Below are 25,861 nucleotides of genomic sequence, written 5' to 3' on the forward strand. Positions count from 1 at the left end.
CATCATCAGAACGCCCCCTGCCACACCACGCCCCGCGCCGTCGGGGTCACGAGCGGCACGAGCGACCCCGCCGCCCGCTCGTCACCCGTCCTGGGCCGCAGGAGGATGCCGCCGAGCGCCGCGCCGACGCCGGCGAGGCCGATCGCGCCGAGCGTCACCGACAGCCCGAGGCTCCGGTTCCAGCGCGCCCGGAGCGCCTCCATGCTCTCGAGGTCGTACGCGCGACGATCGCACACGGACCCGGGGCAGTCCTGCTCGACCCGATCGCGCGCGGCCGCGTGGTCGACCGCGAACGCCACGCTCCCCGCGAGCGCCGCGAGCCCCACGCCGCCCGCCGCCCACGCCCACAGCGGCACGGGCGCGCGAGCCTCGGCGGGCGCGCTCTCGGGCGGCGGGTGACCTGCGCCGCCGGCCGTGGCCGCGGGCCCGCGCCCCGGGACGAGGGCGACGCGGACCTCCACCGGCGCGCGCTCCGCCTCCTTGAGCGCGACCTCGCGCCGCTCGGTCTGGAAGCCGGGCGCCGTCACCACCACCTCGTGGCGACCGGGGTTGAGCTTGCGGGGGTAGGGGAGCGCCGCGCGGGGGATCGGCTGGCCGTCCACCCGCGCCTCGATCTCGTCCAGCGATGCGCCCTCGACGCGCAGCACGAGCGACGGGATGCGCGCGTCGAGCTGCTCGACGAGCGCCGCGGCCGCCGCCCGCGCCTGCGTGAACGCCGCAGGCTCGTCCTTCCCGAGCGGCAGGTGGACGACCTCGTACGCCGTCTCCCGGGCCTCGAGCAGGTGGCCGAGCGCCTCGTCGGCGCGCGCCAGATCGAGCCCCGTCGTGGGGGCGCGGACGAGCGCGTGGGCGGCCTGGAAATCCGCGCGGGCGGCCGCCACGTCCCCCGCGTCGCGCTTCTTGCGCCCCTCGATGAGGAGCGTCCGCGCGGTCTGTCGATCGGCCGCCGAGGGCTCGGCCCGCGCCGGGAGCGCCACGGCGACCGCGAGGACGGCCAAGGCGATGCCCGCGGCGCGGGGGGCACGAGGGCGCAGGAAGTTCATCTCATCACCAAGCCGCCGGGAACCCTCCCGGACCACCCGGCCATGATCGCACGCGGCTCGCGCGGGGGTCAACTGCGCCCTCACGCGGCGCGTCGCGCGCAAGCGATCATGGCGCTCACGCGGCGATGGCATGCTCGAGCCGTCGTGGAGCGCTCGATCCGCCGTGGAGCGCGCATGGCGCTCATGGCATCTCGCGCGCTCGCGGCGCCCGCCGATCAGGTGGCCGGGCGACTCTGGGGCAGGTTCACGGCCGACACCGGGACGGCGACGACCTCGGGCGCGCCCTTCGGCGTCACCGATTCTCCGGCGCCGGCGGGCGCCTCGCTCGGCGCGGCCGGCGCGAGATCGGCCGTCGCCGGCCCCCGGAGGACGCGGCCCATGGCGTCGTACCGGGCGCCGTGACAGCGGCAGTCCCAGCTGCGCTCCGCCGGGTTCCACGCCACGATGCCGCCGAGATGGGTGCACATGGCCGACATCTCGTGGATCTGCCCCTGCGGATCGCGGTAGACGGCGAGCTTCTTGAGACCCCTGCGCGCGACCGCGCCGCTGCCCGGCGCGATCTGCGCCACGTCGCCGACATCGCCCTTGCCGAGCCACGAGGCGTACTGGCAGGCGACATTGACGTTCTCCTTCACGTACTCCGAGACGGCGGCCGCGCTCAGGTTGACGCGCGCGGGATCGAAGAGCGACGCCATCCGGTTCTCCCGGCCCTGCACCAGATCCGAGATCAGGAGCCCGGCGATGGTCCCGTGCGTCATGCCGTTGCCGCAGTCGCCCGTGGAGATCAGGATCCTCGAGCCCCGCTTGACGCGGCCGATGTACGCGAGCCCGTCGACCGTCTCCATCACCTCGCCGGACCAGCGGTGCAGCACCTCGCCGGCCTCCGCGAAGCGCTCTCTCGCCCACGCCTCGAGGCGCGCGTACCGCTGGTCTGCGTCGCTGGCCTGGCCCGCCTTGTGGTCCTCTCCGCCCACGATGAGCACCTGGTCCGGGCCGTCCGCGCCGTCGACGTTCGCCACGCGGACGTAATGGAACGGATCGGCCGTGTCCCAGTAGAGGCCCGGCGCGACAGCGTCCCGGGGCACGCGCAGGCCGATGGCGTAGGTCCGGTATCCGGCCTGCTTCATGTGCACGCTGATGCGCGGGATGAACGGGGAGTTCGTGGCGAGCACGGCCTCGCTCGCGACCACCTGGAGGCCCCGCGCGGTCTTGACGACGACCTGGTGCGGCGCCGCGTCCTCGTCGACGTCGACCACGTGCGCCAGCGTGTAGAGCTTGCCGCCGTCGCGCTCGATCGCCCGCGATAGCCCCGCGAGGTACCTGCGAATGTGAAATTGCGCCTGGTCGGGGAAACAGACCGCGGGCCCCGTGTCGAAATCGACGAGCGGCGCCCGGTCGACGTAATGGACCGAGCCCAGCCCGGCGCGGTGCGCGGCCTGGATCTCGTCGCGGAGCGTCATCGGGGGCGACCCCGGGGCCGCGAAGAGATAGCCGTGGACGCGCCGGAAGTCGCAGTCGATCTCCTCTTCCTTGACGATGCGCTCGATCGTGTCGATGGCCGCCGTGTGGCTGCGCGCGGCGAGGCGCAGGTGGCTCACGTTGTGGAGCTTCGCGAGCGAGGCCCAGCGCCGGTCGAGCGCGTGGGTGATGTGCGCGGTGGTGAAGCCCGACTCGCCCCCGCCGACCGCGCCGTTGTCGAGGACGATGACGCGCTTGCCCGCCTTGGCGAGGAGATACGCCGTCGTCAGCCCGGCGATCCCTGCGCCCACCACGCACACGTCCGCCGTGTGATCGGTCGCGAGGGGGGCCATGGGAGGAAGGACGGCGTGGGTCCAGACGGTGTTCTTATCGTAGGCTCGCTCCGTCATAAACGCTCCTCGTGTGGACGCCGAGGGCTGCATCCCGGCGCTCGGTCTCGGTCATCCGTCGTCAATCGATCGTCTCGCCCGCCTCGCGCGAGGCGCGGTGTCGCCCTGCCCCCGGGGGCCTGGTGAAGAAGGGCGCCCGGGCGCGTCATGTGTCGCGCCTCGACAGGGTGACGAGCAGCCCGTAATGGTCGGAGAAGCCGCTCTTCACCTTCTTCTTCTTCTTGCCCGCCTCGATCGTGAGGCTCGATCGCATGATCTGGGCCCCGTGCGCGTCGCCCTCGAAGCCGCGGAGCAGCACGTGATCGATGAGCAGCCCGCGGGTGCCCTTCCCCCCGTCGAGGGGGTTGTCGAAGCAATACGTGCACTTCGCGTCCTCCTGGGACGCGTAGGGGTTCACGAAGCCGCGCGCGAGCAGCCGGTCGTAATGGGCGGGCAGGCGCGCCGAGATCGAGGGCGCCTTGGCAGGGCCGGTGTTGAGATCGCCGAGGAGCGCGGTCGCGCCGCGGCCGCCCGTCTTGCGATCGATGTAATCGAGGAGCGCGTCGATCTGCGCGGACTGGTCCTTTTGCCACGCCGTGTTGCGGGGGTGCGGGACGCCCTCCAGGCTCGCCGTGAGGTGGGTGCAGAAGACGTGGAGCTCGCCGAGGGAAGGGGGCGAGATCCGGGCATAGAGCACGGCGCGCCGATCGATCGCGGACGGGAGCACCAGCGCGTCGCGCTCGAGGATCTCGGCGTTCGTCAGGATGGCGGTGCCGGAGGCCCCGGCGTAGGCCTCCACGGCCGTCGCGCCGCCGGCGCGCGCGGGGGGACGCGCGCCGGCGGCGCTGTTCGGGCGCGCGCGAAGGCACGCTCGAGCAAGCTCGTCAGGGCCCTGCCGCGGGTTCGCGGAGAGGCAGTTGAAGCAGTCGGGCGACAGGCTGGTGAGCCTCGCCGAGCAGCTCTGGAGGAGGCACGGGAGCAAGGCGTGCTGGGTCAGGCCGGCGCAGCTCTCCGCGGCGCACGCGACGAGCGGGTCGGTCTCCTGCTGCGTGCAGCCGCCGTCCTCGTGGCCCGCGGGCAGCCGGAAGGTATTCGGCAGGGCGCTGGACGTGGCGGAGACGAGCTGCTGCCAGTGCTCCTCGAGCCAGAACTCCTGCACGCAGAGCAGGTCCACGGGCTGCTCGGCGAGCGCGCGGATGAGCGGCTCCGCCCGCTCGTCGACGTATTTGAGCACGCCCATCGCGAGCCCGCCGTTGTAGGTGGCCACGCGAAACGGCGATGCCTGCTTCGGCCCGGCGCTGCCGCGCGCCGTGTCCTCCGGCGCGCCCGCCTGAGGCGCGGCGGCCGGCGGCGCGACGCCGCCCTCGGGCGCGCCGGCGCTCTCCCGCGCGCGGCTCTTGTCGCCGCTGCACGCGGAGAGCGCGAGCGCACCGAGGATCGTCGCGCTCCGAAGCCAAGCCGTCTGCATCAGGCTGCTGGACGATGCAGATCGCGTACCGCGGCCGCCCGCCGCCCCGCACGGCACGCTTCGGCCGAGGACGCGACGCCTTCGCGCGTGCGCGCGGTGAGGCATTCCGCCACAATGGGACAAAGCTGCACCGGGCGGGGCGCGCGCGCGTCGAGCGCCGGCGCGCGTCGCTGTGGGGAGCGACGCGTGGGGCGCGCGCGCGTCGAGCGCCGGCGCGCGTCGCTGTGAGGGAACGACGCGCGGGCGCGCTCGTGAGGGGCGCGCTGTGGATTCGGGATGTGCCGTGGAGGCGGAACCGGGAGTAGCAGGTTGTCGCCCCGGATTTCGCCGAGACAGCTGTTGATTCGAACGGCGGGCACGCGTACTCCAGCTTCACGACACAGCGGATAGGACGTTCGACACCCCACAGCGATGGGTACCGGACCATCCTTGGCTCCACCGAACGCCCCGCGGCGAGGGTTCTTCGTCGAGACATGGAGGAATGATGAGAGAGCGCTTCGTGACGAGAGTGGCCCAGATTGCTCTGCTGACGAGCATGGGGCTCCCCCTGGGCTGCGACGGCTGCGACTCGGAGCCTGGCGACGGCACCACCGCTTCATCGAGCGGCGGCGGCGAAGGCGGTGTCGGCGGGCAAGGCGGCATCGGCGGCGAGGGCGGCGCGGGCGGAAGCGGCGGCGACGGTGGCGCGGGCGGAAGCGGCGGCTTCGGCGGCGAGGGCGGCGCGGGCGGGCAAGGCGGCGCGGGCGGGCAAGGCGGCGCGGGCGGCGCGGGCGGGCAAGGCGGCGCGGGCGGGCAAGGCGGCGCCGGCGGGCAAGGCGGCGCGGGCGGGCAAGGCGGCGCCGGCGGCTTTGGCGGATCCGGCGGCGCCGGCGGGCAAGGCGGCTTCGGGGGCGACGGGGGCGCGGGCGGCATCGGCGGGCCGGGCGGCGTCGGCGGCTTCGGCGGCGCGGGCGGCAGCGGCGAAGGCGGCAGCGGCGGCGGCGAACCTCCCGAGTTCCTCGGAGACGCGCTCTGGGGCGCCAGCGCCGGCGAGGAGAGGGGCGAGCGCGTCGAGGCGATCGCGGCGGATCAGGACGAGAACGTCGTCCTGGTCGGCGGCTTCCAGACCGCGATCAACTTCGGCGGCGACGCCGACCGCCTCGTGAGCGCGGGCCAACACGACATCTTCGTGGTGAAGCTCGACCCGGCCGGGGGCCACGTCTGGAGCAAGCGCTTCGGCGACACGTCCGATCAGTACGCGATCGCCGTGGCCACGGATTCGAGCGGCAACATCGTTATCGCCGGCGAGTTCGAGGGGACCCTCAACTTCGGCGCGGACCCGAGCACGGCGCTCGTGAGCGCCGGCGAGCGGGACATCTTCGTCGCCAAGCTCGACCCCGACGGCAACCACCTCTTCAGCAAGCGCTTCGGCGACGCGCTCGACCAGTACGCCTCGGCCGTGGCCGTCACCGCGGAGGACGACATCGTGGTCCTCGGCGTCGCCGACGGCGCCATCAACTTCAGCGAGGATCCCGGGGCCGAGCTCACGGGCACCGGCAGCGACAACGCCGTCGTCGCGAAGCTCGACGCCGCCGGCGGCCACCTCTGGAGCAAGCGGTTCGGGTCCCTCGAGAGCTGGCAGCGCCTCGCCAGCCTCGCGGCCAGCGGCTCGGCCCTCTACGTGGCCGGCGCGTTCGGCGGCAGGCTCGCGATCGACGACCGGCTCCTGGAGAGCGCCGTCAGCGGCGTGACGTCGGGCGCCGGGGGCGCCGGGGGCGGCGGCGAGCCGATCTACAGCATCGACGGGCTCGTCGCCCGGTTCGATCTGGCGTCGGGCAGCCTGGTCTGGGCGCGCCCGCTGGGCGCCGCCGGCGAGCAGTACGCGAAGTACGTCAGCGTCGGCGTCGACGGCCATCCCGTGGTCCTCGGCAACCACCGGGCGCCGTTCCAGGTCGGCTCCATCGACGTCGAGCACACCGAGGCGGCGGGATACGACCTCTACGTCGCCCGGCTCGACGCCGATGCGGGGGAGCCGCTCGCCGCGCGCGCGTTCGTGTCCGACGGCGACGAGTTCGTCTGGGGCTTCTCGCAGGATCCCTGGGGCAACCACGTGCTGAGCGGCTACTTCACGCGCTCGCTCTCGCTCGGCGGAGAGCCCGTCTCGGTCGGCGCGCCCTCGTCGGGCGACGCGTTCGTCGCGAAGCTCAGCCCGGATTTCTCCGAGGAGCTCTGGTCCGATGTCTACCGGGATCAGTTCTTCTCGTACGCCACCGCGCAGGCGGTCACCGGCGGCGGAAACACGGCGGTGGCCGGCCTCTTCTTCGGCGAGCGCCTCGAGCTCGGCGGAGTCCTCCCCGCCCTCGAGCACAGCGCGCCCGCGCGCGATCGCAACAACGGCGACGTCTTCCTCGTCACCCTGTCGCCCTGACGTCCCCGAACGGACGCGCGGGGCTTCGTCGAGCTCCGCGGCGCCCGGGCGGTGCGCGCGAGCAGCTGGCGCGTCCAGCTGCCGCGCGTACCCGCTCGCCGGCGGCCGCCGGCAGCAGCGCCGATCAGTGGGCCTCGTGGCTCTGCTGGCCGGCGTTGACGTGCTGCTCGTGGCTGCCGCCCTGCTCGTGGCTGCCGCCCTGCTCGCCCTCGGCCTGCGCGGCGCTGGCGCCGCTCGAGCCGTCGCCGCGCGCCTCGCCGCCCTTGCGGCCGATCTGGGCCATGTGCCCGCGGTTCTGGCTCACGGCCGCGCCGCCCTTGCGGCCGATCGCGGCCATGTGCTCGCGGTTCCGGCTCACGGCCGCGCCGCCCTTGCGGCCCGCGGCGCGGGCCTCCTCGGAGCTGAACTCGTGGGCTGTGCCCTTCTCGTGCGCGGCCTTGCCACCCATGCTCGCGATCGCGCGCTGCTGCTTCTGGTCCATGGCCGCGAAACCACGACTGCTGCTCTGCCCTTGTTGCTGTGCCATGATAGGTCTCCTTGGTGTCTGGCGCATCGCTCGGCGCCGGCGCGGGACAACGCTGGTGCGGCACCCCGCCCGATCTTCGCTGAACGATGTCGGCAGGAGGGGTGACTGCAACGTGGATGCCATGGAGAAGAACCCATGGAAACTGGGCTTCTCCAGCGCGAATCCAGCGAGAGCGCCCCGGGATCGCGGCGCGAGCTCGCGGTGGTCCCGGGCGCGTCTCGACCAGGGCGAACGACAACGGTGCGCGCCCGGCGCAAACGCGTCGCGACGCAGATCGCGGGCTTCTGCGCCGCTCAGCTCGCGACGCGCGCTGCTCAGCCTGGCCGATCCAGGCTTTCAGAAGGGGATCCGCCTCGCGGCAGACTGCCCCACCGGCCGTGGGCGCGCGGGCCATCGCGCCTCGTCCGCGGCCGCGCGCCGCCGAGATCCGCGGCGAGCGGACGCGCCCGAGCTCACGAGCTCAGCGCGTTTCGTCTGGCCCTCAGCGCTCGCCGTCGCGCTGACGAGCACGGCCAGGCGCTCACGTCGGCGCCGCGCGGCGGGCGGTGCGCCGCCGTTCGCCCGGAGAGGCCGCAGAAGAAGACGAGAAGGTGGGAAGTCAGGAAAATCATCTGCGTCGCCTCACCGTGCCTTACCTGCCGCCACGCTCCACCGAGCGACACCGCACCGCGCCGCCGTCACGGCGCCGCGCCGCCGTGAGGACTGCCGGCGCTGCGGCCAGCGCGTGTGGGCCTTGACGATCGGCCCGGGCGCGCCGTCGGCAGGTTGACATTGCGCTGCTCGCGATCGTCATCACCGCACCACCGGCCTCCGACAGGCGCGGTGGGTACGGCAAGCGCGCAGATCCTGCGGAGCTGCGGTCGCGCAGATTCTGCGCGCTCCGGAGCTCGGCAGTGCGCATCAGAAAGCGAAAGCGCACGGTGGGACGCGTAGGAGCTGCGCCGCTGCGTCGCCGCGTTCGCACGCGCGGAGCGGCGCCCTGCGCGTGCGACTGCGCGCGCGGCCCGCGGCGCGGCGGCGGCTGCGCCCGGAGCGCGTCGCTCCGGCGCGCGGCGCGGCGCCCGCGGCTGTCGCGCAACGCGGAGCAGCCCGTCAAAAACTCGACGTCCGCGTGGCCTCCGAGTTGCTCCCCAGGTGCGCGCTCGTCACGGATGTCACGGCGACGCCACACGTGATACAGAGCGATCTGACGCAACGGACGCAACCGACGTAGGCGACCCATGCGCGCATCACGCCATCCCTGGAACATTCCCGTATGCAAGAGAGGCTGACAACGGACTGTGATAAAGTCGCCGGCTCCCGCGGCCTGGTCGACATCGAGCGCTCCGGCGCGCTCCTGAAGGACGCGCTGCGCGGCTTTGTCGCCGTGTTCGCCCTCCAGGACGCGATCCTCATCGGCTACCTCGTCGTGACGACGATCTGCCTGCTCGGCGCGCCGCCGACCGAGGTGCAAGCGCAGTGCGTGCACCGCAATCTGGCCGCCATCGCCGCGCTCGTGTCCCTCTGCGTGTTCGTGCGCCGCGCGACGTTCGTGCCTCGCCTGCTGCGGAGCGTGGTTTACCGGCTCTCGCTCGTCGGCACCTTCCTCCTCAACTACCTCTCGCTCCGGACCATCCTGCCGACGGTCCGGAGCGACAGCCTCGACGCGGAGCTCCTCCATCTCGACCACCTCCTCTTCCGGTTCGAGCCGGCGCTCTGGATGGAGCGCTTCAACTCGCGCCCCGTCGTCGAGTGGTTCTCCTTCTTCTACTTCAGCTACTTCTTCATCTGCTTCACCTCGATGGTGCTGGCGGTCTGGGTGGCCCGCCCCGGCCGCGGCACGACCGAGTACGCGGTCGGCACGTCGATCGTCTACTGCGTTGGCCAGCTCGGCTACATGGCGGTCCCCGCGTACGGCCCGGTCCAGGCGCTGAAGCACCTCTATCAGGGGCCGCTCGACGGCGGCTTCTTCTGGGGGTGCGTGAGCAGCATCGTGCAGGCCGGCGGCGCCATGAAGGACGTCTTTCCCTCCCTGCACACGGCCGCGCCGCTCTGGTTCGCCCTCTACACGTTCCACCGCGCGCGCACGGACCGGCGCCTCTTCTGGCTGGCCGTGGTGGCCGCGTTCTTCTCCTTCAACATCATCATCTCCACCATGCTCCTCCGCTGGCACTACGCGGTCGACGTGGTCGCCGGCGTCGCGCTGGCCACGGGGGCGGCGTGGCTCACGCCGCGGCTCGTCCGCTGGGAGGAGGGCCTCCGCGCCCGCCTGGACCAGCCGCAGCCGTGGAGCTTCCGGTAGCCGCGGCGCCTCCGCCGCCCGCCTGAGCCGCCCGCGCGCCGCGCCTCACGTGACCGAGACCGCGCTCTGCGCCGGGGCCGCCTGGGCCCTCGGGGCGCCCCGGCGCTCCTCGGCGGCCCCGTCGGGCAGGAAGCCGTCCGACTGCTTGCTCCAGAGCCGCTTGTAGGCCCCGTTCCGCGCCAGCAGCTCGGCGTGGGTGCCGTCCTCGATGATCCGGCCGTCCTCGAACACGAGGATGCGATCGAGGTGGACGATGGTCGAGAGGCGATGCGCCACGACGAGCACCGTCTTGCCCTTCATGACCCCGTCGAGCGTGTCCTGGATGGCCTTCTCGGTGATCGAGTCGAGGCTCGACGTCGCCTCGTCGAGGATGAGGATCGGCGCGTCCTTCAGGATGACCCGCGCGATGGCGATGCGCTGGCGCTGGCCGCCCGAGAGCTTGACGCCGCGCTCGCCGACCATGGAGCGATACTGGTCCTTCATCTGCGCGATGAACTCGTGCGCGCGCGCCTTGCGCGCCGCCTCGACGACCTCCTCGTCGGTCGCGGTGAGGCGCCCGTAGCGGATGTTGTCGAGGAGCGTCCGGTGGAAGAGGCTCGGGTCCTGCGGGATCAGGCTGAGCTGCGCGTGCAGCGCGTCCTGCGTCATGTCGCGGATGTCCACGCCGTCGATCAGGATCTGACCGGAGTCGATGTCGTAGAGGCGCAAGATGATGTTGACGAAGGTCGATTTGCCGGAGCCGGAGAAGCCGACGAGCCCGACCCGCTGGCCGCGCGGGATCGTCACGCTGAGCCCCTCGAAGATCGGGTGATCCGGCGTGTAGCCGAAGGTGACGTTCCGGAGCTCGATCCGGCCGCGCTCGATCCGCGGCGCGACGGCCCCGGGCTGGTCGACGAGCTCATGGGAGCGGACGATTGTGTTCACCCCGTTCGCGACGTTGCCGACGAACTCGAAGAACTCGAGGAAGCGGCGGCTCAGGTTGCGCGCCTCGTTGATGATGAGGAGCGACAGGCTGGTCGCCATCACGAACTCGGCGACGCCGATGGCGCCGCGCTGCCAGAGCGAGAGCGCGTAGTAGAGCGTCCCCACCTTGAGCAGCGCGGCCGACGCGAACTGGAACCAGCGCACGCGCTCGGAGTACCAGTTCGACCGGCGCACCGCCCGGAGCTCCCTGACGAGCTGCTCGTCGAGGTACTCGCGCTCGAAGCCGAGCCGGGCGAAGAGCCGCGCGCTCGTGAGGTTCGTGACCGAGTCGACGAGCTTGCCCGTCGTCTCGCTCCGCGCGGCCGCGGCCCGCACCGCGTGCGGCTGGCAGCGGGTCGCGAGCCAGTAGGAGATGCCGACGAACAGCACCGCCCACGCCGAGACGAACGCCGCGAGCTCCGGGTGAGCGCGGTAGAGCAGGCCGATCGAGACGGAGAAGACGATGGCGATCGGCCAGAAGTCGAACAGGATGGCCCACAGCGTCTGCGAGACGCCCATCGACGTCTCGCTGATGCGGTGGGCGAGCGCCCCGGCGAAGTTGTTGCTGAAGTACCGGTGGGAGTGGTGCTGGAGGTAGGCGTAGAGGTTGCGGGTCACGTTCTGGCGCTGCCACGGCCCGACGAGGATCTGGCAGAGGCCCGCGACGCGGCTGAACAGGAACTCGCCGGCGATGAGCGCGACGAACAGCGTCAGCGGGCTGCGCAGCTGGCCGCTCATCGCGGCCCGGTCGCCGTCCGGCGCCTGCGTCACGCCCTTGATCACCTGCCCGATGGCATAAGGGATCATGATCCCGAACGAGGCGTGGGCCGACTCGAACACGAACATCGCCAGATACCAGGCGCGGTAACGGCGGATGAAGTGGAGGATGAACCGAAAGGGCGTGTCCGGGAGCGCCGGAGCGCCGGGCGCGCGCTGCAGAGAGGTCTTGGATTCCACCGCATTGTCCTGGGCGCCTCGCGCGCCCTCATGGGCCGACGGTCTGCTCTCCCGGCGGCGCTCGCCCCGCAGGGGAGGGCGCCGGCGCGGGGAGCGTCACGCTGTGTTCACTGCCCGGCCGTCACGGCGCGGAACCGGAACGTGGGGTCGCGATCCGTACCGCCGGGCCGCGCGGCGCGCCACCCGAGGTGATGCGCGTAGCTCCCGAGGCGGCCGTCCTGCGCGAGCCGCTCCTCGGCGACGGGATCGCGGCCCTCGGCGAGCGGGCTCACATAGAGCGCGTCGGTCGGGCAGTAGAGCTCGCACATGAAGCAGGTCTGGCAGTCTTCCTGGCGCGCGATGACGGGCGCCTCGCCCGGCCGGGCCTCGAAGACGTTCGTGGGGCAGACCTTGACGCAGAGGTTGCAGTCGATGCAGCGGGCGTCGCTCAAGAGCTCGATCATGCGAGGTCTCCTTGGTCGGGGGCGGGCGGGCCGGACCCATGCGGGGGCCGGCGAGGCTCGACCCAGATGGACGAGAGCCCGCCGGTCGCGAGGCAATGGGCCTGGTCCGGGTCGGTGTGCGGCAGGTCGGTGCGCTGGTGCAGCCCCCGGGACTCGGCGCGCGCGAGGGCGCTCCCGTAGCAGAACCGCGCGGTGGCCAGCAGCGCGGCGGCCTCGCGCGCCCGGACCCGGGCGGCGCCGGCGGCGTGGAGGTGCGCCTCGGCGTCGCGCCACGCGCCCTCGAGCCGCTCGACCGAGGCCGCCAGCCGATCGCCGCGGCGGAAGAGGTTCTTGTCGAGCGGCAGCACCTCCTGCTGGACGACGTCGATGATCTCTTTGGCGGAGGGCCCGCCCGCCGCCCCGCCGGGCCGGAGGCCGACGGTCCCGGCAGGGCGCACGGCCCTCGCGGCGGCGCGGTCGCCGAGGCGCTGCGCGAACTGGGCCGCGGCGCGGCCCGCCCAGGTGCCGCTCGAGATGGCCCAGGCCGCGTTGGGGCTCCCGCCGCCGCTCGAAGCGCCGACGATGAGCTCGCGCGAGGCCGCGTCGCCCGCGGCGTAGAGCCCCGGGACGCCCGTCGCGCACGCGTCGTCGACGATGCGGATGCCGCCGCTGCCGCGCACCGTGCCCTCCGAGCGGAGGGTGACGGGGAACCGCTGCTTGAACGGGTCGATCCCGAGCCGGTCGTGGGGCAAGAAGCAGTTCGGCTGTCCGTCGCGCAGCCAGCGCTGGATCTCGGGGCCGGCGCGGTCGAGCACCGCGTACACCGGCCCGTGGCGGAGCGCCCTAGCCAGCGCGAGCATGCGATTGCCCCGGCTGTCGATGACCTCGCCCGACTCGGTGGTGAAGGTCGCCCAGAAATAGGGCAGCCCCTTGGTGACCGAGGCGTAGGCGGGGCTGATCCCGTATTGCGCCGAGAACTCCATCCCGGAGAGCTCGGCGCCGACCTCGGCGGCCATCAGGGTGCCGTCTCCCGTGTTGACGTCGCAGCCGAGCGCCTTGCTCAGGAACGCGCAGCCGCCGCTCGCGAGGACCACGGCCCCGGCGCGGATGCGCCACGCCGCGTCCTGCTGGCGGGCGTGGCCGGCCGCGCCGGCGACCGCGCCGTCGCTGACGAGGAGCTCGAGGGCAGGGGCGTGGTCGAGGATGCGGACGCCCGCGCGCCGGAGCTGGCGGCGCAGGAAGTACATGTAATCGGGGCCCCGCAGGTTGGCGCGGTATTGAAGGCCGCTGTCGTCCAGCGGAAAGGGATAGCCCCACGCGGCGAGGAGGTTGATCTGCTCCCAGGTCGCGTCGAGGACGCGCGCCATCCAGTCGCGGTGCGCGAGCCCGCCGCTCCGCGCGAACCTCGCCTCGATGGCGCGCTCGCGCGCGTCGCCCTCGGGCGTCACGTACCAGGCGCCGGTGTTCGCGGGGGCCGTGGCGCCGGAGGTGCCGCAATATCCCTTGTCGACGAGCGCCACGCTGCGCGCGCCGCTCGCGACGGCCCCGAGCGCGGCCCACGCGCCGGCGGGGCCGCCGCCGATCACCAGGACGTCGGCGACGTCGTCGATCTCGGAGGCGCGGGGTGGGGACGGCGTCGCAGGGGTGCTCATCGGGGATCCGCGGCGGCGGGCCCAAGCATCGATCGGGCCAGCGCTGTGGCCGGCGCGGACGTGCGGCGGGGGGCTCCGCTGCTGCCTCAGCAGCAGCCGGGTGGTGATCGGCTGCTGCGGCGCGCGCAGGGCGGGATCGGTGTCGCCAGCGCCTCGCGGCGCGGCCGCGTTGCGCTCGCGAGATGGGCGACCGCTCGGCGCGCCCCCTCGCCAGCGGACCGCGCTCGGGAAGGTCGGGCCGGGGTCCTCGGGAAGGGCGCCGACGGTCGTTCAGACCAGGAAGGCATGAGGCTGGCAGTTCGGACACCCCGCTTGGAGCGGGGCGGCCAGCGGGCCGGGGATCCCTTGATCCCAGCCGAGGGCGACGTGGCCGTGGGGGCTCGCGGCGTCGGGCTGCTGGGACGCGTGCGCGAGCTGCGCGGTGTTGCGCCGCTCGGTCCAGCCGTGGGACTCGTAGAGGGCCACGGCGGCCGGGTGGGGATGCCCTTTTGCGCCGGGCGCCGCGAGGTAGTAGTGGTGTCCGTCGGCGCGCGCGACACCGTAGGAATAGGCGATCTTCCCGCTGGCGGGCATGGCGCCGAAATTGGGGACAGCGGCGCCGGACCGGGCCGCGTTCACGGCCGCGTCGACGAGGGGCGCGCTCACGTTCAGCGCCTCGGCGGCCCCGCTCGCGGCGCCTGCGCTCGCTGCCCAGTTCCTCGCCGTCCAGGCGGCGCCGGGCACCCCGAGCGGCGCGGCCCCCGCCGAGAGCGGGTTCGCGACGCCGCCCGGCGCGGCGATCATGATCTTCCGGAGCGCGCCCGCGACCGCGGCGCCGGTGGTGCTGTTCCACTCCCGCAGCATCGCGAGGACGGCGTCCTCCATGCTGCCGGTCCCGCCGACCGCGCCGCCGACCACGATGGCCGCGGCGAGCTCGGCGTCCAGGGTCGCGGCCGGTGCGGTCGCCGCGGTGACGGCCGGAGGGAGCACCGGCACGAGCGTGGCGAGCTTCTGGTCGGGGAGCGGCGCGATCAGACCCGCGAGCGCCGCCGGACCGAGCGGAGCCGCGAGCGCCGCCTGCGCGGCCGCGAACGCCGTTGCGCCGCAGAGGCTCGCCGGCAGCGTCGGTCCGAGGTACGTTCCCAGCAGCGCGGCCGCCGCCACGGCGAGCCGGCGCTCGGCCGCCGAGCCGCCCGCCCCGGCCACCTGCGCCTGCACGGCGGCGACGCACGCGCCGGCCATGGCGGCCTCCGAGCCTGCGACGACCGCGCCGGCGGCCACCGCGCTCCTCATGGTGGCCGCCGCCTGTCCGGCGCGGAGCTGCGCCGTGGCAACGGCGTTGCAAGCCGAGGTCGCGAGCGGGCCGAGGGCGGCGTTGCCCAGCGCGGTGGTGACCTGCGCGGTGTTGTTGCCTGCCACCGCGCTCCGGGCGGCCAGGGAGATCTGGGCAGCCGTGGGACCGGCGGCCACCGCCGCGGGGTCGAGGGCCACGGCGGCGGCGAGGGCCACGGCGACCACGCTGCCGCCGTCGGCCGTGCACTGGATGGCCGCGGTCGCCGCCTTGACGGCGTCCGAGCCGGGGGCCCACGGGATGTGCTCGTGGTTCCCGCCCAGCTCGGTGATCGCTCCGTGGTGAACCGCCGTGAGCGCGACGACGAGCGGCGGCGGGTTGAGCGCTTGCGAGCGGACGTTGCTGAAATCCGCGTCGCCGGTGAGCAGCACGTACTTCTCCGCCGCTCCGTGGGAGACGGCATGATCGAGGACGGGCCGGAGGGCTGGACGCGCCAGGAGGGGGGCGGCCAGCACGGCTGCGGCGACGATCGGGGTCAGGGCGTTGTCCTCGATGGCGACGGCGTCGGTGACCGTCTCGAAGACGAGCGGCGCCGCGGCGCGGGTGATCCCGACCGCCGGCACGCCCGCCGCGGCGGCGATCACGGCGGCCGAGACGGCGTCGAGCTCCCACTGCGCCATGCCCGTGAGGGCGACCGCGCCCCTCGCGTGGTTGGTCACGACGAAGCTGGCCGCCGTATGCACCGTGATCGCGTCGGCGGGCACCGCGGCGGCCGCCGTGGCCGCGGTCGCGGTCGCCGCGACCGGGGCCCCGGCAGCCACGGAGGCGTCCGCCGCGATCGCGGCGGCCACGATCGCGTCCCGCGCCGGATTGGCCGCGAGGTGCCGCACCCTGGCGAGCTTGACGGCCCGCTTCCCCCGGGTCTTCTTGGACGCGAACTCCGCCGTCCTGGTGGCCGCAGCGGCGGCGATCGCGATCGCCGTCGCGCCGGCGCCCAGCGCCTGGGCCTGCGCCGCGGCCGCGCGCGCGACCGCGGCGATGGCCGCCTTCATCTCGGCGTTCTTGAGCGCGGCCTCCACACCCGTCACCCGCAGGGTGCCCTCGAGCATCGTGGCGGCCGCGTTGGCGACGGTCAGCGGCCCGCATCCCCCCAGCCCGCGACCCCCGCCGCGTTGGCGGCCGGCGCCGCCGCGGCGCCGAGGACGGCCGCCGCCGCGGCCGGGTTGTCGTCGACACACACGTACATCGCCACGCCGGAGTTGTTCTTCTCCCCCTCTCGATAGGCGTTGTTGCCCTGGCACCGCTCGAGGAAGCCCCAGGGGAAATGCATCTGCGAGCCGCCGCCGGCCACCCAGAGGTGGAATTCACCCCCGTGGTGGAGCACGCGGGCGATGGTCTCCCGGACCTGGCCTGCGCCCATGTGCTGCTGCGGAGCGAGCCAGCGCCGGCGGTAGAGGTCGTGCTGGTAGCGAGCCAGCTGCATGTGATCGAGATCGAAATGGGAGAGGATGATCAGCGGATCGTGGCAGAGGCAGAGGCGCGTGTCGGGCACGGGCCAGCTCCCGACGTTCTTTTCCGGAAAACCGACGTCGTAATAGGCGATGACACGTCCCTGGTTGTCGTGAAGGGCGTTGCAGCCGCCCTGGCCGACGTCGAAGACGGCCACGAAGGGCTGCTGGCCTCCTGCGATCACCATCGGGTTCGGGAGCTGCGCGGGCGGCGGGGCGCCGTTCGGCGGGCTGCCTACATAGCCATCGCCGCGCCGCCCCGCCCCTCCTCCCGAGGGCGGGGGCGGCGGGGGGGTGCGGCGAAGGTCGCCGGCAGCGCCCCCACGCCCGCGAGCGCGAGCGGCGGCCCGCCGTCCCACGGAAACCCGCCGAAGAAATCTCGAATCGCCTCGACGCCCCGCTGCCAGGCCGCCTTCGGCCCAGCGAGGAGCCGGCGAAGCAGCTCCGGCAGGCTCGTCCGGAAGATCTCCCTGGACCCGGGCCCGGAATCCCCACCGCTGGTCCCCGGTGACCCGTCGCCGAACGAACCCTCGCTCTCGAGGGCCATGGCCGTCGGTCCCGGAAGCCTCCGGCGCCCCCGGAGCGGCGCCGGCCTTCTGGGCTTCGCCTTCGCCGCGAGCTGGGGGAAATGCAGCGCCTTGATAGCGCCCTGCGTGATGCGCCAGAGGTCCGGGGACGAGTCGGGCAGGCGCCTCGGGACGCCGGTGAAGAGCCCTGCTTCGCGCACGTCGCCGGAGGGGTTCATCCCGAAGACGACCAGGTCGCCGACGTACTTCGCGTCCGCGCTCCGGGTCCGGTGGATCTCGACCTCGTACCAGTCGCACTCGACCGGCAGCCCGCGGCCGAGCTCCGCCGCGGGGATCACGTACTCGAAGGAGGCGACGGGGGCCTCGTCTCCCGCCTCCAGGACCCGGAGCAGGTACCAGGAATAGAGCGCGTGCAGGAAGCTCATCTCGTCGGTCCGGAGCTTCGGAAAGACGTAGTCGAACTTCCTGCCGCGGAGGAGCTGCACGAGCCGCTCCGCCGCCCGATCGCGGACCAACTCGAGCCAGACCTTGTTCATCCAGACCCGATCGACGCAGTCGAGGCGCACATAGGCGCGATCGCCGGCGCTGCGGCTGATGGAGTCGACGAACGCGTAATAGCGCCGCGGTGGGTGGGTGTCGAAGGTGTTGCCGCCGGGGCCCTTCGCGAGCGGCCTCGCCCGGGTGGGGAGATGGATGAGCATCTCGAGGACACGCCTCTTCCTGACGCCCTTCGACTTCCCGCCTCCGGGCTGCGTGAGCGCCCTGGAGATGACCTCCTCCACGGAGGGGCCGCCCTCGAGCAGGGCGATCAGCTCGCGATCCTGCTGGAGCAGGGCGGCGATCTCGGCGGCCTGCTTCCGGTGCCAGAGGCGCCCCCGGAGCGGCACGGCGCTCTTTCGCCGCAGCCTCCGCACCAGGCGGATGATCTCGGCCGCGACCTCGTCCTTGTCGCTCTCCGGCCGGCGCAACCGGCCCTTCAGCGCGCGAAGGTGCTTCTTCTGCGTACCGACCCCGCGCGTGTGGACGCCCGGGGGCAATCGGCGGTGGATGCGAGGCATGCGGTCTCCGGCTTCAGGAACCGTGGGCGTCGAGCAGCGCGCGGCGGGTCTGCTCGTCGAGCGCGCCCGTGGCCTCGAGCGCGTGATCGCGCTGGAACGAGGCGACGGCGCGCTCTACGTCCTCCGCCGCGGCGGCGGGCTCGCGGAGGTAGCCGAGGTTGGCGAGCCGGGCGCGCGCGCCCGCCGTCGAGGCGTGGGGAAGGAGCTGGCCGAGCGCGAGCTCGTGGACCTGACCGTCGGCGAGGACGAGCCGCCCGGCTCGTGCTCCCGGGGGGATCCAGTGCTCCAGCCAGCCGCCACCGTCGGTCTCGCCGGAGAAGCAGAGATCGTCGACCCGGAGCTCGTAGGCGAGGCCCACGCGGGGGACCTCGCCCGAGAGGAGGCGAATCCGCAGCTTCTCCGGCACGCCGCGGCGGCGGAAGACGTGGCGGCGCCCCATGGCGCACGCCTCCTCGCGGAGCCGCCGATCCGGGATGATCACCCGATCGCCGGGCTCGAGGACATAAGGGTTCTCCCGCTTCGCCCGGAGCGCGGCGTTGTCGGCGTGACGCCAGATCGTGTCGATCGTGAAGCCATGACGGTCGGCGATGCTGGCGGCGCACTCACCGATCGAGACGACGTGTTGCCGGGGCACGACCTCGAATAGACGCGCCGGGGGTGGGGCTGTCAAGGCTCCGCCGTGGTGCGAGCCCGGGGCGGAGCGACGTCGCGCCCGAGCGTGCCAGAGCCTGGCGCCGCGAGCCTCCCGTGCCTTCTCATCACCTCGCGCAGCCGGTCGAGCGGGATGGCGTGTGGGCGACGTGGTCGTCCTGCCCGAACGTCGTCGTCGCCATGGTCAGCGCGTTGAGGATCGCCTCTTCCACCGCCTCCTCGGCCGCCTGGAAGAGCGGGTCGAGGCGCCCGTCGTCCACCTCGCGGAGGGTCCGGGTCAGCTCCTTCGGCTCGGCCGCGATCCGGTTCCCCGTCGCGAAGGCCAGGAACAGGTCGCCGCTCCCGTCGCGGGAGATCGTGCCCGTGCGCCCCACCGCGAGCGAGACGCGGCGCGCGACCCGCCCGAGCTGCCGTGCGGCCAGGGGCGCGTCGGTCTCGCGAGATGGGGGAGCGCGCGGCGCGGGCTCTTCGCCAGAGGACCGCGCTCGGGAGGAGTGCGCCGGGGTCCTGCGGGACGGCGCCGGGGGGCGTGGCGCGGAGCCCCGGCACGGGCGGTGGGTCGCCGGGGGCGGCGGCGGGAGCCCCCGGGGCGGCGAGGGCCATCCCCGGCTCGGAGGGCGCGTGCCCCGCGGGGACTGCGGGGGGCGAGGCGGGGGGCGAGCCGGGCAAGGCGGGGGAATGAGTCCAGCGAGGTGGGGAGCGAGATGGCGGAGGCGGGGGGACGAGTCGGGCGAGCCGGGGGTGACGGCGCCGGAGGCGGGGAGGCGAGCGTCGGAGGTGGGGAGGTGAGCGCCGGAGGCGGGGAGGCGAGCGGCAACCTGCCGGGCAGATGGAAAGGCCGGCGATGGGGAGCGGGGGCGTGGTAGCACTACTGCGGGAAGTCGGGCTGCGAAGCGAACCGCCAAGACGCCAAGAAACCAGAGGAGTAGAGGGGAAAATGCCGGGACGTGCTTCCTCTCTCCTCCTTGGCGCCATGGTGCTTTTCTCCTGAAACGGGGCAACTTCCCGCAGCAGTGGCAGAAGAGGGGGGGCCGGTGTGACCACGGTCGTGCTCAGGATTCAGGGGAAACACCTCGATGTGGATCAGTGCCTGACGTGGATTCCAGAGACCGCCCTCGGGCAGGTCTGGCGCGCGGGCGAACGGCGACACGGCGGCAAGGTCAGCGCCACCTCCGGGTGCAACGTCCTGCTGTCGGAGAACGAGGACACGTCGCTCGCAGTCGAAGAGGCGATGAGGGGGTTTCTCTCGCTCGCGCCGCAGGTCGCTGCGCTGGTACGGTCCGGAGCGACGGCCGTGGTCGACTTCGCGCTGTTCATCGAGGCCATGGGCGCCCGATCCATCCAGCTCGATCCGGGCGTGCTGCGCGCGGTAGGGCAGTACGGCGTGGGCATCGTCGTCAGCGCGTACCCCTGCGCCGACGCGCCTGACAGTCCGGGGCGCCCGCGCGGGCCCGGGTAGCCAGCCCATTCCCGGCTGACCGGCATTGCTTTAACGCACCGGCATTGCTTTAAGGCCGCATCAAGGAGCATCCCCGCCGCTCGCTCCCATAGTTCCTCCGTCCGGCGGAAGCGCCCTTCGGACGGAGGACCTCATGCCCGGATCCCTCGTCGCTCCTTGCGTCTGTGTCGTTGCTCTCCCCGCCGCCCTCGCCGCCTGCGGTTCCGTCGAGAGCGCCCCTCCGCACGACACCTCGGGCGGGACCGGCGGCGGACCTGCGGTCACGGGGACCGGCGGCTCCGGTGTGGGCGGCGAGGACGATTCCTCGACCAGCTCGACCGGCCCGGCGCCGGCTCCCTCATGCTCCGCCGTAGACTGCGCCGTGCGCATCGCGGAGGGCACCCCGAAGCGCGCCGACTCCGCCTCCGGCAAGGTCTTCTGCTGGTGGGGCGGAGCCGTGCTGACCGAGCGCCTGGTCACCGTCCGCCCGAGGTGCCCGTCGCGCTCCCGCGTGTCGAGGGGATCGTCCAGCTCGCCGACGGTGGATTCCACCTCTGCGGCCTCCTCGGCTCGGGCAATGTCGTCTGCTGGGGCACGTCGACGGGCGCGCCGCTGCTCGGTGTCGAGGGCGTCGGGCGGACGACGGTCCCGGTGAGCGCGGCTCGCTGGGCGACGGCACCCACGAGCCGCGCAGCGAGCCGGTCGAGCTGGTCGTCGCCCGCTGGGCACGATGTCGTCGTGTTCGGGCTGTAGCCTCGGCCCCCAACGGCTGGTTGCAGCGACCGGACCGCAGGTCGCGGTGCTGAGATTGCCGCGCTCCCGGTGCAGGTGATGAGGCGGGCTCCGTGTCCGCAGAGGTCACGCGGGAGACAGCGCCGACGGCTGCGAGCGTCTACGGGGCCGGCGCCGGCTTGCGCGTCAGCGTCATCGGCTCAAAATGCGACTCGGGAAGTATTCCGGCGCGGCATCGAGGGCTCGAGGGGCCCGAGCTTCAGGGGACGAGCTGGGCGAGGAAGATATCGCCATCTCCGAAATACCCCGCGGCCGTGTCGGTCAGGGTGATGCCGCCGAAGTTCAGCGTGCGGTAGAAGTCGCCCGTGATCGTCACCTTCCCGGAGCTGTCCACCGCGATGCCTTTGCCGAGCTGGTTGGCGTCGCTGCCATAACTGGCGCTCCAGATGTGGGTGCCGTCGTCCTCGAACTGGGCGACGGCGATATCGCTGGCTCCTGCGCTGATCAGCGTCGTGCCGCCGAAGTTGATGCTGTTCCTGAAGTGCCCGATGATGCTCACGTTTCCTGCGCTGTCGACCGCCACGCCCGTGCCCCTCTCGTGGTTGTCGAAGCCCGTGTCGCCGAACTGCTTGCTCCACAGATCGGTGCCGGCGGCGCTGAACTGCACCAGGAACATATCGCCCTCACCGACTGCCGGGTGGGTGAGCGTCGCCGTGTTGCTCCCGAAGTCGATGTCGCCGTCAAACCAGCCGATGACGTCGATGTTCCCGGAGTTGTCGATCACGATGTCGGCGCCCGCTGCAGTCAAATCGTCGCCGAACCCCTTGCTCCAGAGGTGATCGCCGTCGGACTCGAACTTCGCGACGAACGCGTCATAGCCGGTCTCCCAGGATGGCGAGGCCCATGCGCTGTTGCTTATCAGCGGGGTGCCGCCGAAATCCGCGTAGCCGCCGAACCGCCCGGTGATGGCGAAGCTGTCGTCGTCGGGATCCACCGCGATGCCCGCGGGTACCACGATGCCATCGGTGACGAAGAAATCGGCGAAGATCGGGCTTCCATCGCTGCCGTCGAGCTTCGTCACGAAGCCGTCGATAGCGCCTGCCCAGTTGGTGTCGGTCCCGAACTCGATGTAACCGGTGGTGGCGCCGGCGACGAGCACGTCTCCCGCCGAGTCGACGGCGATGCTGTTGCCATTCGCGGCGTCCCACGAGTCAGGGCCGCTGAAGACCTTGCTCCAGACGTGGTTCCCGCTGCTGTCGAGCTTCACGACGGCCACGCCCTGGCCGTCGCCGACAGAGATGGGTCCTCCGCCGAGGTCGACGTACGCCGCCCGGGTGTAGCCGGCGAGGTAGACGTTGCCGCCGCTGTCCGCGGCGAGCTTGCCGAAGTAGACGTCCTCGAAGCTCTTGCTCCAGACGTGATCGCCGTCCTCGTCGAACTTCGCGAGATAGATGGCCCCGTTCGGCGAGCCCAGGGCGGCCGCTCCGCCTGCGCCGTCGAAATCGACGGTGCTGTCGTATCCGAGGAACCCGAGCGTGATGACGTTATCGGATCCATCCACGACGACGTCGTACGCGAGCTCCCACTCCGTGTCGCCGAACGACTTGCTCCAGCCGTGGGTCAGCGGTTGCTCCGCCGTCGCGATCGTCTCCAAGGAACCGGGCTCACCCTCGCCCGACGGCATGCCGCCACAAGCGGTGGTCGCGGGCGCCGCGCACACGAGGCTGATCATGAGCAGTCGCTTCATTCGATTCATGACAATCAAGCTCCTTCTTCACTGCGATCGTGGGTTATTCGACGGCGACGCGACCGAGCCGTGATGCACGCGTCGCGAGGCAGGGCTCGACGGCGGACGCCGACGAGCGTGTGCGGCGCGTTCGCGGGATCCGCTGTCCGCCGATCCGGTGCTCTCCTCGGCACCTGGCAAGCGGAAGACGGATCTCGCGCACGATGGCGCAGCACGGTCTGCCAGGCAGGCCGGCTCTGCGACGCTCAACTATGAAGAATCGTAATTGCCTGTATTAGGGGATACAGCTCCGTCCCTGTCAACCCTTTCGTCGAGCGCGGCAGGAATCCGACCGCCAGGCCGTCGCCGGCGCCGTTCGTGTCGACGATCGGAAGGTCCATTCAGTCCCGCCGGCAGGGCCGAGCGGCCCGGGCACGTCCTGCAGATCGCAGGCGACCGCGTCCGTGTCGTGGCTGAAATTGCCCTCGACGCGCCCCTCGCTATTCCGCCTGCTCCGGGCGCACCAGGACAGCGGCTGACAGCACGCTGCTCAGGCCGTCGCTGTTCGTGGCGTGAGCCGTGATCGAGCACGCAGCCTGAGCCGTCGGCGGCTGCCAGTCGTACATGTGATAGTACGAGAGACCCGTGTACGTGATGGCGCCACCACAGCTGTCGGTGACCTCGACGGGCCCAGGAGACGAATCGTCCCAATTGACGCGCAAGAGCAGCTCGACGCGACCGGACGTCGTGATGGGCTCTCGGCAGGTGCCGTCCGAGGAGTACGAGTTGACGGTGCAGTACGTTCCAGGCCACTCCACACTCAGGGTCATCACTGGCCTGGCGATGAATCGGCCGTCGATGATCACGGCGCCCTGGGCCTGGCTCTCCTCGAAGATCATGATCGAGAACGTCTCGCTCGCGGAGAGCTCGCCGTCCGTCACGCTCACGCTCACCTCACAGGTGCCGGCGGCGGGCTTGGTGAAGTCGGTCACGAACGCCGTGGGCGCCGAGAACACCCCATCGGCGCAGTCGCTGGTCCACTCGACGGCGAGCGCGTCGTCGTCCAGGTCGACGGCCGAGATGGAGAGCTGCGCCGGCTGGTTCACCACGGTCGAGAGCGGGTAGCTCAGGCTCAGCACGATCGGGCTGTGCTCGATGTCGTGTGACTCCGCGAGATCGAGGATCCGGAGGATGGCTTGCGTCGCCGCGCCGCCCTGGATCTCGACCGAGACCGGAGCGCTGGAGCCGACGAGCTGGTCTCCGACGAAGGCGTTGCCCACGATCTGGTGGGAACCTTCGGGCAAGAGCAGGGTGCCGCTGAAGTTGCCGTCGGGATCGCGCGCGAGCTCGGCCTCGGGGCCGCTCAGAGCGGTGACGGTGACCCGCGTGATGTCGCCCGCGGTCGTGGGCGCTGCCTGGACGCTCAGGCGCGCGATCCCCAGGCGGGAGCCGTCGGCTCCTCCCGCGTCGAGGGGGTCGCCGTGCTGCGCGCAGCCGCTGACCGGCAGCAGCGCGGCGCAGAGGACCAGGCCCATCGCCGACAGAACGCTCGTCCTCGTCTTGCAGATTGTCATATCGACATTCCCTCCAGAAGAATTGATGAGACGCCAGCACGCCTGGAGCTCGCTGCTGAGGCGGGTGGTCGAGTCAGATGCGCCTCTGGGCTCGAACATTCACACGCCTTCTCCTCCGACCGACGCCCGCGGCTCCGCGGGCTCGCAGGAGCGAACAGCCCGGCGCCGCGGACCGGACCTCGGCTTCAGCTTCCCGGCCGCCGCGCCCATCGCTCACCGCCGTCCCCGGTTCCCCGGGCCCCACCAGCAGCGCCCTCTTGGGCGGCGAGGCGGCGCCCGCGGGGCAGGATGCTCGTCGAACGAGACCTGCGGAGCAGACCCCCTCAGCGTCGCTCTCGCTCCGGTTCGCTGAGCCTCCCGTATCGCCTCATCACATCGCGCAGCCGATCGAGAGGGATGGCGTGGGCGACGTGGTCGTCCTGCCCGAACGTCGTGGTCGCCGTGGTCAGCGCGTTGACGATGGCCTCTTCCACCGCCTCCTCGGCCGCCTGGAACAGCGGGTTGAGGCGCCCGTCGTCCACCTCGCGGAGCGTCCGGGTCAGCGCCTTCGGCTCGGCCTCGATCCGGTTCCCCGTCGCGTAGGCCAGGAACAGGTCGCCGCTCCCGTCGCGGGAGATCGTGCCGGTGCGCCCCACCGCGAGCGAGATGCGGCGCGCGACGCGCCCGAGCTGCCGCGCGGACAGGGGCGCGTCGGTCGCGACCACGGCGAGCAGCGAGCCCTCGCCGTGGTAGTCCGGCACGGGCATGAGGTCGCGGATCTCCTGGCCGACCGGCACGCCGTCGATCCGCAGCTCGCCGCGCGCCCCGAAGTTGGCCTGCACGATGGCGCCGACGATGAACCCGCCCGCGGACGCCGGTACGACGCGCGAGGCCGTGCCGATACCGCACTTGAAATCGTAGCAGATCATGCCCGTCCCCCCGCCGACGGACCCCTCCTGGACAGGCCCGTCCGCGGCCTGCTCCGCCGCCGTGAGCACGTCCTCTGCCGACACGTGCAGCCCCCGGATGTCGTTCAGCGCGCTGTCGTCGCACTCGCCGACGATCGGCGCCACCGTGGGCTCGTCCACGCCGATGGCCGGGTATCGCCGGAGCATGTACTGGACCGCCCCGTCGAAGGCGCGGCCCACGGCGAGCGTGTTGGTGAAGACGATGGGCGACTCGAGGACGCCGAACTCGTTGACGTAGTGCAGCCCGGTCATCTCCCCATTGCCGTTCAGGATGAAGCTCGCGGCAGGGAGCTTGTGGTGCCAGAAGTCGTCCGACGTCGGCAGGATGACCGTCACGCCCGTCCGCACCGGCCCCTTGCCCGGGTCGAGCCGGCCAGCGCCCCGACGGTGGGTGACGTGCCCGACCCGCACCCCGGGGACGTCGGTGATGGCGTTCAGCCTGCCCGTCGGCAGGCGGCCGATGACGACGCCGAGCTCGCGGGCGCGGCGGCGCGCGCCGTCGGCCGGCGGCGCCGCCGCCGGCTGCGCGGAGGGCGCGGCGGGAGGGGAAGGGGAAGGCGTGGAGGGCTGGGACCGGGGCCCGGCGCACGACAGCAGCCCGGGCGAGGAGACGAGCGCGGCGGCGAGCGCCGCGCCGGCGGCGAGGCGGAGGGGACGGGGCATCGGGCGAGGATAGAGGATAGTCGATGGCCGCGCGCGAAGGCTCGCTCGCCCGGCCCAAGGCGATCCGACCTTGCGCGGTCGTCGATCTCCACTAAGCGCCTCACGATGAGCTGTTCCCTGCGTGGAGCGGAGCCGCAGGCGGGATGAGCGACGGGATGAAACAGCGGTGCAGCGAGGAACGAGCGGAAGGGCGCGACTTCA

19 protein-coding genes are annotated in these 25,861 nt (G+C 72.6%); 4 read left to right on the forward strand and 15 right to left on the reverse strand.

Translation table 11 applies throughout. The annotated features are described in order from the left end of the window. Nucleotides 1-5 precede the first annotated feature (5 nt). The 3 genes from NQZ70_RS16315 to NQZ70_RS16325 form a co-directional block, all read right to left on the reverse strand. A complete protein-coding gene (locus NQZ70_RS16315; RefSeq protein WP_129575028.1) occupies nt 6-1,043 on the reverse strand; it encodes a hypothetical protein in 1,038 nt (345 codons plus the stop codon). A gap of 215 nt (nt 1,044-1,258) precedes the next feature. Next, nucleotides 1,259-2,911: an FAD-dependent oxidoreductase gene (locus tag NQZ70_RS16320; protein WP_129575029.1), complete on the reverse strand. Its 1,653-nt coding sequence runs from the start codon at nt 2,909-2,911 to the stop codon at nt 1,259-1,261. Between the two features lie 145 nt (nt 2,912-3,056). Next, nucleotides 3,057-4,358 carry an endonuclease/exonuclease/phosphatase family protein gene (locus tag NQZ70_RS16325; RefSeq protein WP_272828490.1) on the reverse strand — a complete coding sequence of 434 codons (1,302 nt, stop codon included), beginning with the start codon at nt 4,356-4,358 and terminating at the stop codon, nt 3,057-3,059. A 508-nt stretch (nt 4,359-4,866) separates the two neighbouring features. Here NQZ70_RS16325 and NQZ70_RS16330 point away from each other — a divergent pair. Beyond that, complete coding sequence (locus NQZ70_RS16330; RefSeq protein ID WP_237245350.1) at nt 4,867-6,765, forward strand: PE-PGRS family protein; 1,899 nt, start codon at nt 4,867-4,869, stop codon at nt 6,763-6,765. A 124-nt stretch (nt 6,766-6,889) separates the two neighbouring features. Here NQZ70_RS16330 and NQZ70_RS16335 read toward each other — a convergent pair whose 3' ends face one another. Further along, nucleotides 6,890-7,291, reverse strand: a complete 402-nt coding sequence (locus NQZ70_RS16335) for a KGG domain-containing protein (RefSeq protein WP_129575032.1) — start codon at nt 7,289-7,291, stop codon at nt 6,890-6,892. Between the two features lie 1,255 nt (nt 7,292-8,546). Here NQZ70_RS16335 and NQZ70_RS16340 point away from each other — a divergent pair. After that, nucleotides 8,547-9,572 carry a phosphatase PAP2 family protein gene (locus tag NQZ70_RS16340; RefSeq protein WP_129575033.1) on the forward strand — a complete coding sequence of 342 codons (1,026 nt, stop codon included), beginning with the start codon at nt 8,547-8,549 and terminating at the stop codon, nt 9,570-9,572. A 45-nt stretch (nt 9,573-9,617) separates the two neighbouring features. Here the strand turns inward: NQZ70_RS16340 and NQZ70_RS16345 are convergent, their stop codons facing one another. The 8 genes from NQZ70_RS16345 to NQZ70_RS16380 all read right to left on the reverse strand — a co-directional run bounded on the left by NQZ70_RS16345 (nt 9,618) and on the right by NQZ70_RS16380 (nt 19,449). Then, nucleotides 9,618-11,381 carry an ABC transporter ATP-binding protein gene (locus NQZ70_RS16345; protein WP_408022432.1) on the reverse strand — a complete coding sequence of 588 codons (1,764 nt, stop codon included), beginning with the start codon at nt 11,379-11,381 and terminating at the stop codon, nt 9,618-9,620. A gap of 218 nt (nt 11,382-11,599) precedes the next feature. After that, complete coding sequence (locus NQZ70_RS16350) at nt 11,600-11,935, reverse strand: ferredoxin family protein (protein WP_129575035.1); 336 nt, start codon at nt 11,933-11,935, stop codon at nt 11,600-11,602. After that, the gene (locus NQZ70_RS16355) at nt 11,932-13,566 is read right to left on the reverse strand and encodes an FAD-dependent oxidoreductase (protein WP_129575036.1); all 1,635 of its coding nucleotides are present in this window, start codon (nt 13,564-13,566) and stop codon (nt 11,932-11,934) included. The genes NQZ70_RS16350 and NQZ70_RS16355 overlap by 4 nt, the downstream gene beginning before the upstream one ends. A gap of 270 nt (nt 13,567-13,836) precedes the next feature. Continuing rightward, nucleotides 13,837-15,945: a hypothetical protein gene (locus NQZ70_RS16360; RefSeq protein WP_129575037.1), complete on the reverse strand. Its 2,109-nt coding sequence runs from the start codon at nt 15,943-15,945 to the stop codon at nt 13,837-13,839. A 23-nt stretch (nt 15,946-15,968) separates the two neighbouring features. Next, nucleotides 15,969-16,532, reverse strand: coding sequence for a hypothetical protein (locus NQZ70_RS16365; RefSeq protein ID WP_129575038.1), 564 nt, complete (start codon nt 16,530-16,532; stop codon nt 15,969-15,971). A 47-nt stretch (nt 16,533-16,579) separates the two neighbouring features. Then, the gene (locus tag NQZ70_RS16370; RefSeq protein WP_129575039.1) at nt 16,580-17,929 is read right to left on the reverse strand and encodes a hypothetical protein; all 1,350 of its coding nucleotides are present in this window, start codon (nt 17,927-17,929) and stop codon (nt 16,580-16,582) included. Nucleotides 17,930-17,942: 13 nt separating this feature from the next. Then, nucleotides 17,943-18,563: a peptidoglycan-binding domain-containing protein gene (locus NQZ70_RS16375; RefSeq protein WP_129575040.1), complete on the reverse strand. Its 621-nt coding sequence runs from the start codon at nt 18,561-18,563 to the stop codon at nt 17,943-17,945. A 124-nt stretch (nt 18,564-18,687) separates the two neighbouring features. Continuing rightward, on the reverse strand, nt 18,688-19,449 hold the full coding sequence (locus NQZ70_RS16380; RefSeq protein WP_129575041.1) for a P1 family peptidase: 762 nt from the start codon (nt 19,447-19,449) through the stop codon (nt 18,688-18,690). Nucleotides 19,450-19,616: 167 nt separating this feature from the next. On the opposite strand from NQZ70_RS16380, the gene NQZ70_RS16385 reads away from it, so the two are divergent. Both NQZ70_RS16385 and NQZ70_RS16390 read left to right on the forward strand, forming a co-directional pair. Continuing rightward, on the forward strand, nt 19,617-20,039 hold the full coding sequence (locus NQZ70_RS16385; RefSeq protein ID WP_129575042.1) for a hypothetical protein: 423 nt from the start codon (nt 19,617-19,619) through the stop codon (nt 20,037-20,039). A gap of 471 nt (nt 20,040-20,510) precedes the next feature. Beyond that, nucleotides 20,511-20,771: an RCC1 domain-containing protein gene (locus tag NQZ70_RS16390; RefSeq protein ID WP_129575043.1), complete on the forward strand. Its 261-nt coding sequence runs from the start codon at nt 20,511-20,513 to the stop codon at nt 20,769-20,771. Nucleotides 20,772-21,009: 238 nt separating this feature from the next. On the opposite strand, the gene NQZ70_RS16395 is transcribed toward NQZ70_RS16390, so the two are convergent. The 3 genes from NQZ70_RS16395 to NQZ70_RS16405 all read right to left on the reverse strand — a co-directional run bounded on the left by NQZ70_RS16395 (nt 21,010) and on the right by NQZ70_RS16405 (nt 25,660). Then, entirely contained in the window at nt 21,010-22,506 is a 1,497-nt protein-coding gene (locus tag NQZ70_RS16395) for a hypothetical protein (RefSeq protein ID WP_129575044.1), read from the reverse strand. A 470-nt stretch (nt 22,507-22,976) separates the two neighbouring features. Next, nucleotides 22,977-24,050 carry a PKD domain-containing protein gene (locus NQZ70_RS16400; RefSeq protein ID WP_129575045.1) on the reverse strand — a complete coding sequence of 358 codons (1,074 nt, stop codon included), beginning with the start codon at nt 24,048-24,050 and terminating at the stop codon, nt 22,977-22,979. A gap of 323 nt (nt 24,051-24,373) precedes the next feature. Next, complete coding sequence (locus NQZ70_RS16405; protein WP_129575046.1) at nt 24,374-25,660, reverse strand: P1 family peptidase; 1,287 nt, start codon at nt 25,658-25,660, stop codon at nt 24,374-24,376. Nucleotides 25,661-25,861 lie beyond the last annotated feature (201 nt).

The sequence above is a fragment of the Sorangium sp. So ce836 genome, assembly GCF_028553905.1.
GTDB lineage: Bacteria > Myxococcota_A > Polyangia > Polyangiales > Polyangiaceae > Sorangium > Sorangium cellulosum_D.

Bases quoted from the DNA above. Each gene is read 5' to 3' on its own strand.
- NQZ70_RS16345 (WP_408022432.1), bottom strand. From the start codon at position 11,381: ATGTTCGTGTTCGAGTCGGCCCACGCCTCGTTCGGGATCATGATCCCT.
- NQZ70_RS16405 (WP_129575046.1), bottom strand. From the start codon at position 25,660: ATGCCCCGTCCCCTCCGCCTCGCCGCCGGCGCGGCGCTCGCCGCCGCG.
- NQZ70_RS16320 (WP_129575029.1), bottom strand. From the start codon at position 2,911: ATGACGGAGCGAGCCTACGATAAGAACACCGTCTGGACCCACGCCGTC.
- NQZ70_RS16355 (WP_129575036.1), bottom strand. From the start codon at position 13,566: ATGAGCACCCCTGCGACGCCGTCCCCACCCCGCGCCTCCGAGATCGAC.
- NQZ70_RS16400 (WP_129575045.1), bottom strand. From the start codon at position 24,050: ATGACAATCTGCAAGACGAGGACGAGCGTTCTGTCGGCGATGGGCCTG.
- NQZ70_RS16370 (WP_129575039.1), bottom strand. From the start codon at position 17,929: ATGCCTCGCATCCACCGCCGATTGCCCCCGGGCGTCCACACGCGCGGG.
- NQZ70_RS16325 (WP_272828490.1), bottom strand. From the start codon at position 4,358: ATGCAGACGGCTTGGCTTCGGAGCGCGACGATCCTCGGTGCGCTCGCG.
- NQZ70_RS16350 (WP_129575035.1), bottom strand. From the start codon at position 11,935: ATGATCGAGCTCTTGAGCGACGCCCGCTGCATCGACTGCAACCTCTGC.
- NQZ70_RS16315 (WP_129575028.1), bottom strand. From the start codon at position 1,043: ATGAACTTCCTGCGCCCTCGTGCCCCCCGCGCCGCGGGCATCGCCTTG.
- NQZ70_RS16340 (WP_129575033.1), top strand. From the start codon at position 8,547: ATGCAAGAGAGGCTGACAACGGACTGTGATAAAGTCGCCGGCTCCCGC.
- NQZ70_RS16365 (WP_129575038.1), bottom strand. From the start codon at position 16,532: ATGGTGATCGCAGGAGGCCAGCAGCCCTTCGTGGCCGTCTTCGACGTC.
- NQZ70_RS16360 (WP_129575037.1), bottom strand. From the start codon at position 15,945: ATGCTCGAGGGCACCCTGCGGGTGACGGGTGTGGAGGCCGCGCTCAAG.
- NQZ70_RS16335 (WP_129575032.1), bottom strand. From the start codon at position 7,291: ATGGCACAGCAACAAGGGCAGAGCAGCAGTCGTGGTTTCGCGGCCATG.
- NQZ70_RS16395 (WP_129575044.1), bottom strand. From the start codon at position 22,506: ATGAATCGAATGAAGCGACTGCTCATGATCAGCCTCGTGTGCGCGGCG.